The following is a 19,033-nucleotide window of genomic DNA, read 5'->3' on the forward strand; positions in this document are numbered from 1 at the left end:
CGCTACAAGTTCGTCCATGAAGGCTCGTGAAAAAGGTCCCTCTTTTTCACGCCCCTGAAAGACAAGCCCTCGCTCACTCCTTCAAGTTCACGCCATTATTTGAGTGTGTGAATATAAAGAATGCCAAAAGCCAAAAGGCTGGAAAGAAATTGTAAACGTGATGCCAGAGCTGAGCTGGGTTGGGGTATATGAGACCGTCGCTGGCAGGGATGCCAGCGAAGAGCCTTCAGGGACGAACTTGTAGCGTGTCGCATATACCCCAACCCAGCTCAGCTCGTTCCAGCACCACCTAGTCGCTCAAGCCTCTTCCAGAGATACGGTAGAGGCTTACTTACGCTGCAAATCGTATTTACGCATTTTTTCCACCAGCGTAGTACGACGGATTTTCAGTTTTTCTGCGGCCCGAGCTACCACACCAACACTGTCATCCAAGGCTTGCTGAATCAGGCTGCGCTCAAGGTTGGTCAGGTATTCTTTAAGGTCGATGCCATTGACCGGTAACAGCGCTGTGCTATCCATGGTGGCAACCGTCGGCATACCTTCTGAACGGGCTGACTCGGGAATAATCAGGTCTTCATCGGCCTCATCAACATGGCGGAATTTTTTCGGTAACTCCTGTACACCCACCACACCATAGGGGTGCAGAATCGCCATACGCTCGACCAGGTTAGCCAGCTCCCTGACATTGCCTGCCCACTCATGGCGGCACAGTGACATAATTGCCGCTGAGTTAAAGCGGATAGAACCGCGCTTTTCATTTTCCAGCCGGGTGACCAGCTCATTCAATAAAAGAGGAATATCTTCAACCCGGTCACGCAGTGGCGGCATTTCTATGGGGAAAACATTGAGCCGGTAATAAAGGTCTTCACGGAAACCGCCGTCACGAATCATTTCTTCAAGATTGCGGTGGGTCGCAGTGATAATCCGCACATCGGTTTGAATGGTTTTATTGCCACCAATCCGTTCAAAGCAGCGCTCTTGTAATACGCGCAGAATTTTTACCTGCATATCCAAGGGCATATCGCCGATTTCATCGAGAAATAAGGTACCGCCCTGAGCCATTTCAAAGCGCCCTGCTCTGGCTGTTACAGCACCGGTAAAAGCTCCCTTCTCATGGCCAAATAATTCGCTCTCCAGTAACTCACGGGGGATAGCACCACAGTTAACCGGGACAAAGGGCATATTGCGACGGTGGGAGTTGTAATGCAGTGTGCGGGCGACGACTTCCTTACCGGTACCGGACTCACCGGTAATCAGTACGGTGACATCTTTATCCGCCACCTGAGCCATCATCTCGCGGACTTTTTGAATCTCACGACTGGTGCCCACCAGGCTGCGAAATAGCTGTACATCACGCTGCTGCACCCGGCCGGCATTAATATCATATTGCTCTCTATACACCTGAGCCCGGTGCAGGGAGTCCATAAACTTATTGTAGCTGGGGGGAATTCCAGTTGAGCAATCGCCTTATGCTGCAAATCGATATCATCAACCTGCTCTAGCTGGTGCTCGCCAATCAGAATAATCGGGCAGGCGCGGTCCCATTGCTGGGTTTCTTCAAGCCTCTGCTCAAGGGAAAGACCGCCACATTCCCCAAATACCAGCGCCTTGATCTGGCGGGTATTTTCTTTAGCGTCGTCGCTCTGGCAAATATCCGTCCACTGCTGACAGGAAAAGGTCACCGGGTTCTCACCCAAAAAATCCAAAATTACCTGCGCATCATGGCGGCGCTGGTCATTATCGTCGATAACGATAATATTGTTGTCTTCCCACATAAATCCATAACCTTATTTCAGTGAAAGCTTTTATTAAAATTGTCAGCTTTTTGACTGGATAGCACTTTAGCACGTAATTGATGTTAATTGTGCCAATTATTTTGACAGGTCAAATTTATGGCACAGAAATCAAGGGGCAGCAAGGGGGACGGGGTATTTATTTGGCACTTTTCAGTGAGGTAACAGCACTTCGACTGCGCAACCATTCACTAATATCCTGAGCAGCCATTGGGCGGCAGTAATAATAACCCTGCACTTCATCGCAACGCAGTTGGCGAATCACATCTAATTCTGTTTCTGTCTCTACCCCTTCTGCCACCACATTAAAGTTCAGGCCATGGGAAAGGTTGGACACGGCGGAAACAATCGCCGCTTTTTCAGAGTCGATAGTAATATCCTGCACAAAGCAGCGGTCAATCTTGATGGTATCAATCGGGAAGCGGGTAATATAACTGAGTGACGAATAGCCTGTACCAAAATCATCCAGTGATACCGCAATCCCCTTAGACCGTAACTCTGACAAGGTATCGCCGGTACTGGGGTCAGACATTAATACCCCCTCTGTCATTTCCAGCTCAAGATTTTCTTCTTTTAAACCGGTACTGGCCAGAGCACTTTCGATAACCTCGATCAGGTTACCCTCTTTAAACTGCCTGGCGGAGACATTGACTGCCACCCTGACATTCACCAGGCCTTCATCCAGCCATTGCTTATTCTGCCGGCAAGCGGTTTCAATCACCCACTGGCCAATCTCAACAATTTGCCCGGTATCTTCAGCCACGGTAATAAATTGGTTAGGCGGCACCAGGCCTTTAACGGGGTGGACCCAACGGATTAAAGCTTCAAAACCTTTTACGGAGGCATCACGGGTAGAAATTTTAGGCTGGTAAAATAGCTGAAACTCGCCATTTTGCAGTGCTTTTCTTAAATCGCTTTGAATCGATAAATGAGTAGAAACCTTAGCGACCAGATCTCCTGAGTACGCACGGATTTCATTGCGCCCTTGCATTTTGGCTTCATGCAAAGCCAGGTCGGCTTTTTGCAATAGGCTTTCGGCAGTACTGCTGCCTGACTCTGAGTAAGCAATACCAATACTGGCGGTAACAAATAACTCCTGGCCACGGTAGAGGAAAGGTTGCTGGAAACTGGCCTTAACGCGCTCAGCAAAACGCTCAACTTCACCACTATTGCGATCTGCGCCGGTCATGGCAATGATGAAAGTATCAGCGGCCAGTCGCGACACCATATCCGTCGCAATATCATCCAGATTTGACTCAATCGACATGGACAGGCGCTCCAGATAAAGCCCCACATCCGCACAATTAACCAGCGTGTTGAGGCGCTCAGTCAGCTGCTGTAATACCGCATCACCGGCACTGTGCCCCATTGAGTTATTAACCCGGTTAAATAAATCCAAATCAATACCCAAAATAGCAACCGCACCGCCATTCAGGTGTGATCGCGGTATCGCCTGCTCTAAGAGGCTTTCTAATAAAGAGCGGTTGGGTAACCCGGTCAAACGATCGCAATAAGCCAAGCGCAGAATTTCCCGCTCGGACTCTTTCCGGTCGGTAACATCAATACTGATACCCAGAATATGGGTGCTACCGTCACCCTCATCCTGCATCACTGTCGTATGCACTTCCAGATAGCGCTCAGTACCATCATCAAACACAATGCGGTGCTCAACCCGCGCTTCCCGCAAATCACGGATCGACGCTATTAAGGAGTCTTGCAAATGCTGCCGGTCATCCGGGTGGCAGCGCTCCATCAGCACGGCGGTATCGGACTCTTCGTAGGCACCGTCCAGCCGGTAAAGACGGTGCATCTCTTCAGAAACCTGAAAACGGCCTTTTTCTACATGCAGCTCCCAATGACCCAGCTTGGCCACTTGCTGGGCACTGGCTAGTGACTGCTTACTCATGCGCAGCTGATCCATAATCAGGCGGGCACGCAGTAGATATTTGATGCGGTGAACTAATAAGGAGTGGTTGATCGGCTTGGTAAAGAAGTCGGTAGCCCCTACTTCATAAGCGCGATTAATCGAGCTCACATCATCCAGACCGGTCAACATAATAATGGGGATATAAACACCCTTGGGGTGGGCGCGCAGATGGCCACAGACATCAAAACCATCGATATCCGGTAGCAGGGCATCTAGCAGAATAATATCAGGCTGGTAATTCACCACGGTATCGAGCACTACTTCGCCGCAGTCGACCGCAATCACCTCAAAATTGGCGTTACGTAAAATCTTGCCGACTAACTGGCGCTCCACAGGGTTATCTTCGACCACCAGAACGATGGGCAAATCCGCTGAAGAGCCAATAGGATCGAGATTTTCTGTCAAACTGACGACCTCGCGAACACAGTAGCGCTATTTGTTTCGTGGTTTGTTATATGGATTTAAAGCTGTCTAAGCCCGATCAAAGGCTGCCCGATCAAAGATGGGGCTATACCCGGCGCTCTACTGCAAATCGCTTTATAGTTATAACGATAGCCGAGGGGCGCTTAGGATGCTAGCAAACTTTGACTCATTAAGTACAATTACTTACCAAATCAAGTGCTTCGGGCATTTTTGCCCAGTAATAAGCACCCGCCTAAAACAAAAAATGGCCGGTAAACCGGCCATTTAAAGCTGCTATCGGGATTGTGGCTCCGAGTATTAAGCCACTTCCTCGGCAATACCATCCCAACCCGACTTAATCGTACGCATCAAAGCCATCACTTCATCGACAATGTCTTCGCTGCTGCCAATATTCGCTTCAAGCAAACGGCGCTGCATATAGTCATATAAATCATCAAGGTTGTCGGCCATTTCACCGCCTACCTCTTTATTCAGACTATTGCGCAAACCGGCCACGATAGTAACAGCCTTACCAATGGCTTCGCCTTTTTCTGAGGCGGAATTACGCTGAATAGCACCTTTGGCCTCGGCCAGGCGCTGTAACATACCTTCCATTAGCATTTGGATTAAGCGATGTGGGGAAGCATCTTCAACACCTGAGCCGGTATTGACCTGCTGATACTGAGCTAAACCTTTATTTAACATGACAGATAATCCTGATTCGTTAATAACTGCGGTTTTAAATTCTGAAGTGAGATAACGCAGCTCTTATGTATGCGTTTACCTCTACTCCTATAGCTATCGGTCAACCATGCAATTCCTTTAGCCTAAATTCAAGCTTTTTTACACCCGCCACGGTCAGCAAGTGACTGATTCTGCTGTGCTTCTATATATAGAAAGCCTTACAACCTTTTCCTCAGAATATACCCTCTTCGATAACTACAAGTTCTATATAAAAAAGCTAAAGATAACTAAAAGTGCGCCGATAGAGTCACTGAAGACAATAAATTGGTGTGATTTCCACACTATAACCAACGCTCCCACAGGCCTGAGCCTTCCAAGGAGCCAAGGAGAACTAGCAATGCCACAGGTAATTAATACGAATGTTGCGTCCTTGAACGCTCAGCGTAACCTGGATAAGTCGCAAGGGGCCCTACAAACCTCGCTACAGCGCCTATCTTCAGGTCTACGTATCAACTCTGCGAAGGACGATGCTGCGGGTCTAGCGATCGTCGATCGATTCACTTCACAGATTCGAGGCCTTAACCAGGCGGCTCGTAACGCATCTGACGGTATCTCTATATCGCAGGTTGCTGAAGGCGCGATGGCTGAGAGCACGAACATCCTACAGCGTATGCGGGAACTGGCTATCCAGTCTGCAAACGGCTCTAACTCTGCCGATGACCGCGCTAACTTGAACAAAGAGGTTGTTCAGCTGCAGGAAGAGCTAACACGTATTGCGGACACTACACGATTTGGTACTCAGAAGTTACTTGACGGCTCTTTTGGTTCTCAAAGCTTCCAGGTGGGTGCAAACGCCAACGAAACAATCGATGTTGATTTGACTCAAAGTTTTGCAGCTGCAGCTCTGGGTACAGAAACAACTACCGGTAGCGCTGCCTACACGGTTAGTGCTTCAACTATTGCTGCGACAGGTATTGGCGGTGTAAGCACTGCAGGTATCACTGGTGCTGGCAGCGTAACTTTCAGCGATGGCACTAACTCAGCTGCCGTTACTCTAAGCGCCGGTTACTCAGCTAAAACATTGGCTGCAGACTTAAACACTGCTTATAACACTGCAACTGCCCAGACTCTTGGCGCAGCAGCGGGTACAGCTTCACTAACTGTTGCTATCGCAACTGCTGCTGCGGCCTTCACCGCCGGCCAGACCATTGACGTTGTAGTGGGTACTACCACTACTTCCGTAACATTAGGTTCTGCTGACCAAGGTATTACAGCATTGACTACTGCAGTTTCTGCTGCATTAGCCGGTAATGCCCAGGTAACAGCTCAAGGTATTGTTATCACATCTGATGGCAATGGTTTCACCTTAACTGATGCTGACGGCGACAATATCAACGTTACTGTTATCACCAGCGCAGGTAACGGCCTTGATGTGACTGTAAACGGTCAGACCACTTCTGCTGCTGCTTCTCTAGGCGGTATTGCGGTAGGTAGCGTAACGGTTGCAAGTGCAGCAGTTACAGCAACTAACGTTGCTTCTACTTTCGCTCCAACAGCAACAGGTACCGGCTTGCTTTCAGCCGATATCACTATTGGTGCAGCCACCTTCACTACTGTTGGTGTAGGTATTGCCGCTGGTGACAGTATCGCTGATGTTGATATCTCGACAGTAACCGGCGCACAGAGTGCTATCTCGGTAACTGACTCGGCGATCTCAACGATCGATAACGCCCGAGCCGATTTAGGTGCGATTCAAAACCGTCTTGAATCAACTATCTCTAACCTGACAAGTATCTCTGAGAACGTATCCGCTGCGCGGTCACGGGTTCAAGATGCTGACTTTGCTGCGGAAACAGCAAGCTTGACGAGAAACCAGATCCTCCAGCAGGCAGGTATTTCGGTATTATCACAGGCTAACTCGCTTCCACAGCAGGTTCTGTCTCTGCTACAGTAAGACTAGGAACTGGTATAACGGCCCCTTAAAGTCAGCTTTAAGGGGTTTGATACCAAACTTTGTGAAGGTGAATAACCATGCTTAACGACATTGTTAACAGTGGTCTTCAGCCAGCGGTAAAAGCTCGGGAGGCTAGCGCTACGCCAGCCAAAACTGAGCAAGCCGAAGCGGCACAACCTGAACAAGAGGCTGTAGCACCTGAGCCGCAAGAGCTCCAATCAGCCGTCAGCAAACTGAATGACTATGTTCAAAATGTACAACGAACCCTGTCATTTAGTGTTGAGGAAGATACGGGAACAACTGTAGTTCAAGTCTACGACTCTGAGACGGAAGAGTTGATTCGACAAATACCGGCGGAGGAGACCATTAAATTGGCAGCCTCAATAGAGGAACAAACCGCCAGCCTGTTCTTAAAAGAACAAGCTTAAGTAGTACTGAAAGGGGAGGCTTAGCCTCCCCTTTTTCCTTTTAAAGGTAGTCTGTATTGCCCTTAAAAGCCCAAAGAGGTACCCCACCATGGCACGATATATGCTCCCATTCCCTTTATTTAGTAATACTGTCAAACTCATGACTTCGCTGCACTTAAGCAGTAGCATGGGCTCTACAGCTAAAATGGGTAATTAATCATGGCCTCTATTACTTCAGTGGGTGTCGGTTCAGGCTTAGACCTGGAAACTCTGATCGAGAATATTCTCGAGGCGGAAAAGACACCAACGGAAACCCGGTTAAACCTTCAGGAGACTGAAACACAGGCTACAATTACTGCTTTTGGCAGTATTAAAAGCACTCTATCCAGTTTTCAGGACTCTCTAGCCAACCTGAAAGACAGTAATTTCTTCTCCAGCCGACAAGCAACTTCCGGGAATAGTGAATCATTTACTGCCACATCCGAGTCGACCGCAGAGATCGGCAACTATGAAGTCGCCGTACTGGCACTTGCTGAAGCCAGTAAAGTAGCGACTAATGGCAGCTTTGCTGACCCTGATGCCACCGTAGGTGAAGGCACCTTAACCCTTGGCTTTGTCGACGGCGATAACTTCGATATCAGTGTTGCCGCCACTGACAGCCTGACCACCATACGCGATGCGATTAATAATGCCGAAGACAACACCGGTATTACCGCCAGCCTCCTTACTGTCGATGCCGGTATGGGAGATGGCTCCACCATTACCGAGCTAGTACTGACCTCCAATAACACCGGTGAAGCAAACCAAATCACCATTAGCGTTGACGATAGCGGCGATGGTGATGACACTGACGGCAGCGGCCTGTCACAATTCTACTTTGATGGTTCCGACCCCGACAATGTCGCCAACCAACTGGTCAATAAAGCAAGCGCTCAAGACGCCAGTATTACCGTAGATGGCTTTACCGCCTTTAGCGCTAGCAATACCTTCGACAGTGTTATTGACGGGGTATCTATTACTGCTGTCACTGCTGATGAGAACCCGGGCGACCCAACGACCGCCGCACTGAATGTAGCCATTGATACTACCGGCGTGCAAAATGAAATCACCACCTTTGCCGCTACTTACAATGAGCTTATTATCGTGATGAATCAACTGACCGATTACAATGCAGAGACTGAAACACGAGGCATACTTAACTCAGACTCAAGCGCACGTATTATTGAAGAACAGATTCGTCGCATTATGACAGACACTGTGGATGGCGCGCCCTCAGACTTTAACAACCTTTCTTACCTGGGCTTTTCCACTAACCAGAATGGTACCCTTAATCTAAAAACGGATAGTTCCTTAAGCTATGAGTCGAATCTGGCCGATGCTGTATCTTCAAATTTTGATGATTTAGCCAGTATCTTTACTGGAGACGATGGCGTTGCCACAAGACTGGATGACCTACTGGACTCCTTCCTGCAATCGGGCGGCACCATAGATACCAAAGAAAGCATCCTTCAGGAAGAACTGAATGTTATTGAAGAAGAGCGCTTTGACCTTGGCTTTCGTTTGGAAAAAATTGAAGACCGCTACCGGGCACAGTTTGCTGCACTGGATATTTTAGTGGCACAGCTTAATCAAACCGGTAATTTTCTGAGTGAGCAATTAGCCGCTACTGCCAATATCATCAGTGGCAATAAGGATTAACAGACGTTGAAAACGAACCCTAACTCAGACACCATAGAAACCAGCTGGGCTGAGATCATCAGCATTACCCAAAGCATCGAGAACAGTGCCGCCAAGGAAGCCTGGGAAGATATTTCATCCCTTGCCGTCAACCGGCATAAGAAAATTACCGGCCACTTTGCCCAATTCCCCGTAGGGCCAGACACAGCCTACTTTTATGCTGAACATCTCAATAATTTTATTGCACAAGAACAGGTGCTATCTGATTTGGTTAAAGCAGCAAGAAAAGAAGCGCTTAAGCAAGGGATGACCATCAATAACCGCAAGAAGGTTAATTCAGCCTACCTGAAATAGTTAAGGCTAATAAACCCCTAACAGGTCGTAGTTTTTCTCAGCGTACTCAACCATCATTATCCGCTTTTCTTCACTCAGCCCAAGCTCACCATTAAGAGCATCGGTTAGAAGCTGTTTAAAACGGTTTTCAAAATCAGTGTCGCTCCATTTAAGGTAACCGTCTTCTTCCAGTAACTGATAAACGCCCTGTACTTTTGGCGTATTACTCGGGAAGGTAATACAGGGGACTCCCAAGGCAAGCCCCGCAATAGAATAGTGAAAACGCCCGGAAATTAAGACTGCCGCACTGGCAATCACTCGACACCAGTGCTCAAAACTACCTGCTGTTACCAATTTAATATCCAGCCCTGCTTTTTGGAATTGCTCACAAATAACAGCATCTTCCTGAGCCAGGTGAGCCTTACCACCTAGTACAAATTCAAAGGAGTAATCTTTTTTATAAGCCGATAACTGCTCTACCAGTGTTTTAATCACCGCCTCAGGGTAATGGATACCACCACACAGCAGAATTTTCTGTTGATCCAATACCTCATTTCTTATACCAAGCAAATCATATCGACCAATATACAATGGCAATGAATCAAACCCTTGGCGAAATCGAATGCCGGCAGAAGAATAAAATTCAGCAGACAAAGGCTCACGGATAACCACATCATCTAAAGCCGACAGAGCTAATTTATAAATACCATCAAAATCACCACGCTCGGTGCCGCCATTTGGGAATACAGAGTGATTAATTAATAACACCCTTTTTTTCATAAACTGCTTGGATAAATAAATTAAATACAGCAGGGTCATAGAACCTTTTGATAAGCGATGCAGGGTACCCTCGCCATTAACCACTACCAGATCGGTTTCATCAATAGCCGTGGCTATGGCAGCATTCTCTTTGAGAAACTCATTAGCAAATTGGGCACTGGTAAACTTTTCTCCGTTATCAGGAAAAACCGTTAAGCTATGTGTTGCCCTAACGCTAATAAAATTAACCAGATAGCCGGCCTCCACCAAACGATGATACATTTCATTAGAGGTACCGTAGCAACCATAATGATAGGTATTGCCGGTAAAATTAAGAATCAAAGCTGTTTTCATGAGGTTATTCCGTTACAAAGTGTTCCAGGTCAGTGCCGACATCAGCCACAACATCATCCCAGCGATCAATTTCTTTTTGTCGATACAGCACCATAGATTTATACCAATAGCTTTTCTTCTCATCAGTAAACCAGCGCCACTCAGCGGCCACTGGAATAAGGTTCCACACTGGCAAACCAATGGCGCCAGCAAAATGCGCATTGGTATTATCCGCAGTAATATATAAATCCAGAGCAGACATATAGGCCAATACGGTATTGATATCAATGCGTAAATTAATGTCCGGGGTATAAACGCCCCGCTCCGCTAATTGGGCCTTCTCTTCATCAGTGGCATCATACTGAAAATTAATAAATTGAAAGCCTTGCTTTTCAAACAAGGGCGACAGCAGTTCTATATCGATTCTTCTGGCATGATTGCGGGTAGCAGCAATACCCCCACGCCAACCAAATCCAACCAGAGTCTTACCGGGGAAAAGTTGCTGAAGCTCTGTTCGAAACTGCTCACCCATAGCTTGATCAGTTTTTAAATAGGCTTCGCCCTGCTTAAAGTCATCAAAGGAGTGAATAAAGAATGCTGGCAGTGTCCCCATGGGTGTATGGTAATGATAAAGCGCATCACTAGCCGTCATTTCTTTGATACCTTCGCGATCAAAGGCGAAAAAGTCTTCAATATCAAAACTGTCCATAAAGACTTTGCGCAAGCGGCGCTCCGCCATAATGGTGACACGGACACCGCTATCTATAAGTCGTCCGATAAGACTACAGTACATAACCTGGTCACCCAGGCCCTGGTCAACCCAGACAAAAAGATGCTTGCCTTTAATATCTTCGTTATACCATCGCGGCATCGGCAGATTAAAGTTGGCAATATTTTTCATCGACTCATGAAAACGCCACTCATGGTGCTGCCAGCCTTCATCAAACAGCCCCAGCTTGAGCATAATATGGGCTAAATTAATATGCGCACCCAAGTGATCAGGGTTGGCATTGATCACCTTTGCCAAATATTCAACACATTCAGCATCGTTCTCAATCGCCATATAGGTCAGGCCTAACTGAAAGTTCGCTGTAATATTATCAGGCTGTAATTGCAAAGCCATCAAGCCTGCACCAACGGCATCATGGTAGCGATTGGTTTTAAAATACGCCTCATTCAAACCTAACAGGGCGTTAAAATGATAGATGGATTGAGGGTCAGCCAGGATGGCCTCATAAAGTGGCATAGAGTGTTCAAATCGATCCATTCGATTGGAAATCGCGGCCTCGGCAAGCGTTAGGTGCTGATTATCAGGTAGATAACTTTTGGCAATATTCAACAACTCAAGGGCTTTGTGGTGAGTATCGGAAAGAGGCTCTTTATCTAGCCATAGCGTTAACTGCAGGCATAGCTCAGGCTTTTCCTGAGTGGCTTTTTCAAAATTATATTTTGCCACATCCCAGAGCTTGGCATTTATACAGTACAGGGCTATATCAAGATACACCTCTGGCATCTGTGGGCGCTTATGAATTTTAGCAATAATTTTTTTAGCTTCGTTCACATCCCCATCTTTCAGGGTTTGTTCGAGTTTGCTTAATAATTTTTTTATCATATATGCTATATAGCTTCAGTAGACAGTCGCCAAAAATCAACGCAAAAAGTTAAACAAAGACAAATTACTGATCTTGGCAAAACTCTGCTGTGCAGCTTCCAGAGTAAATGTTTCCAGGCTCAAGCGGCTCAATGCTTCAGCATAATCTAGATCACGCAGTTCTGAAAGCACTTCTTGATTGACGATTTGTACCCCCTCATGCAACGAGCGAACACTATCAAGGGTATTTTGACGTGCGCCTATCTGCGCCTTGATCTTCGACATATTCGCTTCAGCGGCATTAAGATTATCGAGGGTATCGGCCAATAGATCGTCCAGAATCAGCTCATCGGCCTCTGAGTCCGTCAGGTTTTTCAGCCCTTCAGATAGCTGGGCAACGGTGGTTAACAGGCCTTGCTTTTCAGAGGAGTTGACATAGAAGTGGTCGCTGTCAGCAGGGGTTCCCGTTAAGGTGATAGACCACCCCAGATTAGTGATATCAGGGCTGGCGGGTGTCAGGTCGATAGCATTGGCATCAATCGTTATTGGGCTACCGGTATCGGGGATAACCGCCGCATTTAAAGGGGTATCCAGGGTACCGTTATCCAGTAAGTCCGTTCGGTTATAAATATTATAGCCATCCGCAGGGAAGCCACCGGCGATGGTTTCATAGCGCACAATATAATCATCCGGATAGGCGTTGCGCTCATAATTATTTAGGCCATCAGCTGCATCAATGGTTTTATCAATAGCGCTATTAGTGATCACAGCTGTACCGGCATTACTGCCCTCTGCAGAGACATCAATCAGTTTGTTAGCCGAGGCAATATCCATAAAAATGGCTTTGCCACTATCACTGATAGCTATTTGGGTAGAGCTGGCGATTTGCACTAAACGCTGACCGTCATCGCCATTATAAATAAACTCACCGGCCTGGGTTTTTTCAAAGGGCTGTACCGCACCCTGATAGCCTGCAAAAATATACTCACCATTGACATCGCGGGTATTGGCAAGGTCGAACAATTCATCCAGGCGAGTATCTAATTCAGCAGCAAGGCCTTGACGATCACTCTGGGTCAGTGCCAGGCCACCTGCCTGTACCGTTAATTCGCGAACACGAAATAATAACGAGGATACTTGCTGAATTTGGTTTTCCGCTAAATTAAGTCTGTTCTCAACTGAATTTGCATTATCAATATATTGACCAACCTGAGACAGTTCCTGATTAACCTGAATAATACGAGCAGACGCCACCGGGTCATCCGCAGGGCTAACGATCCGTCGCCCTGAAGAAACCTGCTGCTGGGTTTGATAAGTCTGCTGCTGGACACGTAAAATGCCCTGCACACTCTCATTAAAGCCTTGTAAAAACGAAAAACGAATCGCCATCGTTAATGCCTTTTCTATTAATTAACGCAAGATACCTAACAAGGTATCGAAAATTTGCCGGGCGATAGTAATAATCTGCGCCGACGCATTATAAGACTGCTCAAACTTGATCAGGTTGGCGGCCTCTTCATCGAGATTCACCCCCGACATGGAATCCCGATTAGCCTGAGATTGAAATAACAGGGACTGTGCAGCATCGCGGCTGATCTGCGACTGTGCTGTTTTGGTCCCTATTTCCTCAATCAGGCTGCCGTAGGCATTTTCAAAGTTAGTAGAACCACCATCGAGAATATCATTAGTTCTGACCTGACCTAAGGCCACCGCATTGCGGTTATCTGAAGAGCCGTTAGCATTAAAGTCAAAGGTAAACTCATCGCCATCATCCGGAAAACCACTTATCTCCGCCTGGAAGCCAATATAGTTGGCATCGCCAGGGTTATTGGAAAAAAGGTCATTGGCCTGCCCGGGTACAATCGTGTCAGAAAATAATAACTCCGGCGCAGTCGCATCTGAATTGGCATAGACGGTGTAATCGGTTGCCGAGGTAAAGACCACCAACACTTCACCGGACAATACACCCGGCGATGAATACACCGGGTTTGCCAGTGGCAACGCGGCAGGTGCTGCAAAGTTAAAAGCCGTATCATCAACCAAATCCAGCACCGTGCCTGAACTGATGACACCCTGCCCGGTATTACCACTTTTTGCATCGGTAACAATGGGCACGCCGTAGGCCAGTTCCTGCACACGAGAAATTTCCACGGCCATATCGCTGCCGCCACTGCGGGTCGGGCGAATATAAAGGCGGTCACCAAGCTCTAAACTAGACGGCGTAGCGGCATCAATATCAATGTCAAAACCATCGCCAAAATTGATAGTTTCTGCACCGCCATTACCACTGGCACTGTAAACCTCAACGCCGTCACTACTGCGGATCACCTGATAATCAGGGTCGGCATCGCCATCAAGGTCAGTCACCACTAAAATATAGTCACTGGTGGTCAGCTGACTGATATCGGTAATATTGACCGCCATCACCTGATTCTCAGGATCAGAGTTGGCGGAATCCACAATAACCCGTTGGCCGGGAATATCGCCATCATTGATATCCCTGAAAATACCTCCCCCCAGATTGCCATCGAGGTCGACGCCCAGCGAATTTTGCTGGTTTAAGGCATCCGCCAAACCAATGGCCAAACGCCCCAGAGAATTAATGACTTCAACCACAATCTCATCACGAAATTCTAATAAACCACCCAGCTTGCCGCCCGAGACAAATTCCGTAATCTCTTGCTCTACACCATTCTGGTCAATAAACGAGACCTCAACATTGCCACTTTCTTTTCTACTAATGGTAGTGCCGAGCTGTGACGCATCACCGCCAACGACCAGAGGCAAACCATTACCGATAAAAACACTGAGGGAGTTATCGTTATCCACTGTAGTCACCGAAACCAATTCCGATAACTGCCGCAGTAACTCATCCCGTTGATCTAATAGTTGGTTGGGTTCTGCCCCGCCAGCACGGCCAATTTCTTCCTGAATAGAGGTATTGAGTGCTGCAATACCCGAAGCCAGTGTCGATACCTGAGTGGTCAGTGAAGTCACTTGATCGTTTACCGAATCGGATTGTTGTAGCACCCGAGAGCTCAAAGTATTAATACGCTGGGCAAGACCTTCGGCCTCACTAATCACAACCTGCCGGGCAGGTTCTGAGGTAGGGTCCTGAGCGCTGGCCTCAATCGCCGCAAAAAAGTTTCCAATAGCTGGACCCAACCCACTAAAGTCATCCGCCAGCAAGGTATCCAGTTGGTCTATATTGGTGGTAAAAATATTCAGATTATTAAAGCTGGCGGTATCCAGTTGAATTTGGTTTATCAAAAACTGGTCAACCACACGACCAATATCGTTAACAATCGCGCCAGCACCGATAAAACCACTGCCCTGTAATTGCTCAGGCAAGGTGGCCACTTCCACTCGCTGGCGGCTATAACTGGGTTGATCTGCGTTAGCAATATTATTACCCGTCACCTGCAATGAGGTTTGGCTAATATTCAGGCCGCTAACACCTATACCTAATAATGACATAATGCTTTACCTTAATGACTAGCCATGGCTATGGGTTGGCTAGTAACTGCATGCTGAACAGCGTTTTTCATTTCTGGGCTATTGAGAATACGAATAATTTTTTCACTGTACTGTGGATCGGTGGCATAGCCGGCCTCTTCCAACGCGCGAATATACGATTCAGAATCATTCGCCTGACGCGCTTTTTCATAACGGGGGCTATTGCTAATAAACTCTACATAGTCATCAAAGCTTTGCTTCGGCGACTCATAGGATCTAAAAGCTGCATATTCTTTGGTCGGTATACCCTGTCGAACTTCCAGCGTTTGCACCGTCACGCTATCGCCCTGCCAGCGTTTGTCCGCTTTAATATTGAATAAATTAAAACTGCTCTTCTCACCAATGCTGGTGATTTTTTTGCCCCAACCGGTTTCAAGGCCCGCTTGTGCAATTAACGCTTCGGGCGCAATACCTAATTTTTCTGCCGCCTGTTTTGCCATGCCATAAACCTGGCTAATAAAGGATTCTCTACTGCCATCAAATTCCATCGCAACGGGCTTGGCCGCTAATTGCTCATTGGTATCACTGGCCGCCGCTTTAGCTGACTCAAGGCCGGGAATAAAGCCACTGTAATTATTACGTTTATTTAAATATTCTTGCAGGCTACCAGCGGCAATAGCTTTTTCTTCACTGCCAAAACGTTGATTCAACTGACGGACCATGACTTCGGCAATGCCCATACCCCTACCCTGTGACAGCGATAAGGCGATCTGGTCATCAAACATATCCTGATACATATCGCCTTCTTTACTGCTCAGAAAGTTACCTTCAGCAAATACACTATTGGCAGAACGCATGCTCTTCATCATCATGCGCACCATCATGGATTCAAATTGCTCGGCAATTTTTCCCAGAGCCTGACCCTTGTCTGTTTTACCCAACTGGGTAATCGAGTTCAGGTTGGCCAGATCTGTGTATGAATCGGCGCCGACATTGGCATTGCTGGTATTGATCACGGTAGCTATCCCTTAAATCACGATCAGGTCGGCTTGTAAGGCGCCGGCTTGTTTTAAGGCTTCCAGAATCGCCATTAAATCGCCTGGCGCTGCGCCCACTTCATTAACAGCTCTAACCAATTCGTTAAGTGTGGTAGTGGCTTCAAAGGCAAACATACGGTTGGCTTCTTGCGACACACTAACATCGGTCTGTGGCACCACCACGGTCCTGCCTCCCGCCAAAGCATTAGGTTGGCTAACCTGTGCGGTACTGGTAATGGTGACTGTTAGGCTGCCGTGGGTAACTGCTCCGGCGCGTACCCGAACATGTTCGCCGACTACAATGGTGCCGGTGCGGGAATTTATAATGACTCTGGCAGGCGCTTTGCCGGGGTCGACCTCCACGTTTTCTAACAACGACATAAACGAAACTCGTTGATTAGGGTCTCTTGGTGCTGTTACATGAATAGAGGCTGCATCTGCTGCGCGCGCCACATCAGGGCCTAGCAATTCATTAATGCTTTCAGCGACTCGACGAGCGGTGGTGAAATCAGCTCGGTTTAAGTTAAAGGTTAGATGGGTACCGGTTGAAAAACTGTTAGCAATCATACGCTCAACAATAGCGCCATTCGGGATACGACCGGCACTGGGGATATTAACGGTAACACTGGAGCCATCAGCCCCTTCAGCACCAAAACCGCCAACCACTAATTCACCCTGGGCAATCGCATAAACCTGACCATCGGCGCCTTTCAGCGGCGACATCAATAAGCTGCCGCCGCGCAAACTTTTTGAGTTACCAATGGATGAGACCTGAACATCAATATTCTGACCGGGCTTGGCAAAGGGCGGCAAGGTGGCATGCACGGTAACTGCCGCGACATTTTTCAGTTGGAATGATTCACCTTCCGGGATCTGGATGCCCAACTGTTGCAACATAGAACGGAAGGATTGGGAGGTAAAGGGTGTCTGTGTCGTTTGATCACCGGTACCGTCCAAACCCACTACCAGCCCATAACCAATCAAGGGGTTATCACGCACACCGGCAATATCGGCAATATCTTTAAGCCGCTCCGCATGGACCGACAAGGTTGTGGTCGATAACAGCATCAGGGCTATTAGGCACTTTGCCAGAACGCTTTTATGATTACGTAAATTAGATAACATCATTGCTACACCTAGAATATTTTAAAACGGCCAGTATTCGCTGTTAAAGAAACGTGAACCCCAACCCTGCTTATTCGCATCGGCCAGGTCGCCAGTACCGCTATAGGTAATTCTTGCATCCGCCAAACGGGTTGATAGAATGGTATTGTCCGGCTGTACATCTTCCTGCCGAATTAAACCGCGGATGCGAATAAATTCTTCGCCGCGATTAAACGTCATCCATTTTTCGCCGCGCACCACCATTAAACCGTTAGGAAGAATTTCAGAAACCGTCACTGCGATGCTACCGCTTAAACTATTGCTTTGATCGCTGGAGGCTTCTCCGGTTAGCTCGCGGTTCTGGCTGACTTCAGTTTGTAAGTTGTAGTCACCTAAACTGGGCGGAACACCCAAGATATTGCCGGCTTCAAACGAGATATCGTTCTCTTTGGTAATCTCGGTATCAGCACTTTTACTCGACTGGGTTCGCTCACTCAGGATTACGGAAATAATATCCCCTACCCGTGTGGCGCGGCGGTCTTCAAATAAAGCCACAGAGAAATTAGGGCGGTAAATACCACCGCGATTAGGCTGTGGTATTTCGGTAGACGCAGGGATAACTGGCGCATAAGCCGGATCATCGGGCAACGGCTCCGGACCAATAGTGCAGGCTCCCAGCATCGCTGTGACCATGACTAAAAGACTGTGTCGAATAAACATATTCATGACTAAATACCTAAACCTATAGATTCTGCGAGATGTATTGCAGCATCTGGTCTGCTGTTGAAATCACTTTGGAATTCATTTCGTAGGTGCGCTGGGTGGTAATCATACTCACCAGCTCTTCAACCACATCGACATTGGAGTTTTCTAATGAACCCTGCTCAATACTCCCTAAACCCTGATTACCGGGAGTACCGGTAGAAGGCGAACCACTGGCCGCTGTTTCGGTATACATATTGGAACCGATAGCTTGTAAACCCGTGGGGTTAACAAAGTTGGTTATGGTTAAGGTGCCTAAATTTTGCGCGGCGGGCTGACCTGCAATCGTGGCTTCCACAATACCGTCGGAGCTGATTGAAATAGTTTGCGCATCCTCTGGTACCGTAATGCTGGGCTGCAACTCCAAACCACGGGCTGTTACGATCGCACCATCGGCATTAATCTGGAATTGGCCATTACGGGTATAGGCCGCACTGCCATCTGGTAAAAGTATTTCGAAAAAGCCTCGACCAACAATCGCCATATCCAAAGGCTTATCGGTAATTTGCATACTGCCCGGAGAAAATTCTTTCTGGGTACCAATCACTCGTACACCGGTTCCGACCTGCAAACCCGAGGGTAGCTGAGTATTTTGCGAAGACTGTGCACCTGGCTGGCGGCGGATTTGATACAGCAAATCTTCAAACACCACATCGTCGCGTTTAAAACCTACGGTGGCAGCATTGGCCAGGTTATTGGATATGGTGGCCAGGCGAGTATCTTGTGCACTTAAGCCGGTTTTACTAATCCATAATGACTGATTCATAACTAACCTCTTTTAAACCTTTTCTATTCTACGATTGCTGAGTATGTG

General features: G+C 47.6%; 14 protein-coding genes and 1 pseudogene. 4 read left to right on the forward strand and 11 right to left on the reverse strand.

Translation table 11 applies throughout. From position 1 onward, the window contains the following. Positions 1 to 327: 327 nt before the first annotated feature. The 3 genes and pseudogenes from BST96_RS02345 to fliS form a co-directional block, all read right to left on the reverse strand. Positions 328 to 1,775: pseudogene (locus BST96_RS02345) on the reverse strand (sigma-54 dependent transcriptional regulator). A 157-nt stretch (positions 1,776 to 1,932) separates the two neighbouring features. Beyond that, a complete protein-coding gene (locus BST96_RS02350; RefSeq protein WP_085757142.1) occupies positions 1,933 to 4,125 on the reverse strand; it encodes a putative bifunctional diguanylate cyclase/phosphodiesterase in 2,193 nt (730 codons plus the stop codon). A 315-nt stretch (positions 4,126 to 4,440) separates the two neighbouring features. Beyond that, positions 4,441 to 4,827 (reverse strand): flagellar export chaperone FliS, encoded by a 387-nt coding sequence (fliS, locus tag BST96_RS02355; RefSeq protein ID WP_085757143.1) that lies wholly within the window; start codon positions 4,825 to 4,827, stop codon positions 4,441 to 4,443. A 376-nt stretch (positions 4,828 to 5,203) separates the two neighbouring features. Here fliS and BST96_RS21185 point away from each other — a divergent pair, with 376 nt between their 5' ends. The 4 genes from BST96_RS21185 (at position 5,204) to BST96_RS02375 (ending at position 9,198) form a co-directional block, all read left to right on the forward strand. After that, positions 5,204 to 6,760, forward strand: a complete 1,557-nt coding sequence (locus tag BST96_RS21185) for a flagellin N-terminal helical domain-containing protein (protein WP_085757144.1) — start codon at positions 5,204 to 5,206, stop codon at positions 6,758 to 6,760. 77 nt (positions 6,761 to 6,837) lie between these two features. Next, positions 6,838 to 7,188, forward strand: a complete 351-nt coding sequence (locus BST96_RS02365) for a flagellar protein FlaG (protein ID WP_085757145.1) — start codon at positions 6,838 to 6,840, stop codon at positions 7,186 to 7,188. A 198-nt stretch (positions 7,189 to 7,386) separates the two neighbouring features. Continuing rightward, positions 7,387 to 8,865, forward strand: a complete 1,479-nt coding sequence (fliD, locus tag BST96_RS02370; RefSeq protein ID WP_085757146.1) for a flagellar filament capping protein FliD — start codon at positions 7,387 to 7,389, stop codon at positions 8,863 to 8,865. A 6-nt stretch (positions 8,866 to 8,871) separates the two neighbouring features. Continuing rightward, positions 8,872 to 9,198 (forward strand): hypothetical protein, encoded by a 327-nt coding sequence (locus BST96_RS02375; protein ID WP_085757147.1) that lies wholly within the window; start codon positions 8,872 to 8,874, stop codon positions 9,196 to 9,198. 6 nt (positions 9,199 to 9,204) lie between these two features. Here the strand turns inward: BST96_RS02375 and BST96_RS02380 are convergent, their stop codons facing one another. The 8 genes from BST96_RS02380 to flgG all read right to left on the reverse strand — a co-directional run bounded on the left by BST96_RS02380 (position 9,205) and on the right by flgG (position 18,985). Continuing rightward, complete coding sequence (locus BST96_RS02380; RefSeq protein WP_085757148.1) at positions 9,205 to 10,290, reverse strand: polysaccharide pyruvyl transferase family protein; 1,086 nt, start codon at positions 10,288 to 10,290, stop codon at positions 9,205 to 9,207. Between the two features lie 4 nt (positions 10,291 to 10,294). Then, positions 10,295 to 11,881: a tetratricopeptide repeat-containing glycosyltransferase family protein gene (locus tag BST96_RS02385; RefSeq protein WP_085757149.1), complete on the reverse strand. Its 1,587-nt coding sequence runs from the start codon at positions 11,879 to 11,881 to the stop codon at positions 10,295 to 10,297. Between the two features lie 36 nt (positions 11,882 to 11,917). Next, positions 11,918 to 13,249 carry a flagellar hook-associated protein FlgL gene (flgL, locus tag BST96_RS02390; RefSeq protein ID WP_085757150.1) on the reverse strand — a complete coding sequence of 444 codons (1,332 nt, stop codon included), beginning with the start codon at positions 13,247 to 13,249 and terminating at the stop codon, positions 11,918 to 11,920. A 21-nt stretch (positions 13,250 to 13,270) separates the two neighbouring features. Next, complete coding sequence (flgK, locus tag BST96_RS02395; RefSeq protein ID WP_085757151.1) at positions 13,271 to 15,337, reverse strand: flagellar hook-associated protein FlgK; 2,067 nt, start codon at positions 15,335 to 15,337, stop codon at positions 13,271 to 13,273. A gap of 11 nt (positions 15,338 to 15,348) precedes the next feature. After that, positions 15,349 to 16,332 carry a flagellar assembly peptidoglycan hydrolase FlgJ gene (gene flgJ / locus BST96_RS02400; protein ID WP_169713871.1) on the reverse strand — a complete coding sequence of 328 codons (984 nt, stop codon included), beginning with the start codon at positions 16,330 to 16,332 and terminating at the stop codon, positions 15,349 to 15,351. Positions 16,333 to 16,344: 12 nt separating this feature from the next. Continuing rightward, a complete protein-coding gene (locus BST96_RS02405; protein ID WP_276206934.1) occupies positions 16,345 to 17,421 on the reverse strand; it encodes a flagellar basal body P-ring protein FlgI in 1,077 nt (358 codons plus the stop codon). Between the two features lie 78 nt (positions 17,422 to 17,499). Then, complete coding sequence (gene flgH / locus BST96_RS02410; protein WP_085757153.1) at positions 17,500 to 18,183, reverse strand: flagellar basal body L-ring protein FlgH; 684 nt, start codon at positions 18,181 to 18,183, stop codon at positions 17,500 to 17,502. Between the two features lie 16 nt (positions 18,184 to 18,199). After that, positions 18,200 to 18,985 carry a flagellar basal-body rod protein FlgG gene (gene flgG / locus BST96_RS02415; RefSeq protein WP_085757154.1) on the reverse strand — a complete coding sequence of 262 codons (786 nt, stop codon included), beginning with the start codon at positions 18,983 to 18,985 and terminating at the stop codon, positions 18,200 to 18,202. Between the last annotated feature and the right edge of the window lie 48 nt (positions 18,986 to 19,033).

This window comes from Oceanicoccus sagamiensis, assembly GCF_002117105.1.
Classification (GTDB): Bacteria; Pseudomonadota; Gammaproteobacteria; order Pseudomonadales; family Dasaniaceae; genus Oceanicoccus; species Oceanicoccus sagamiensis.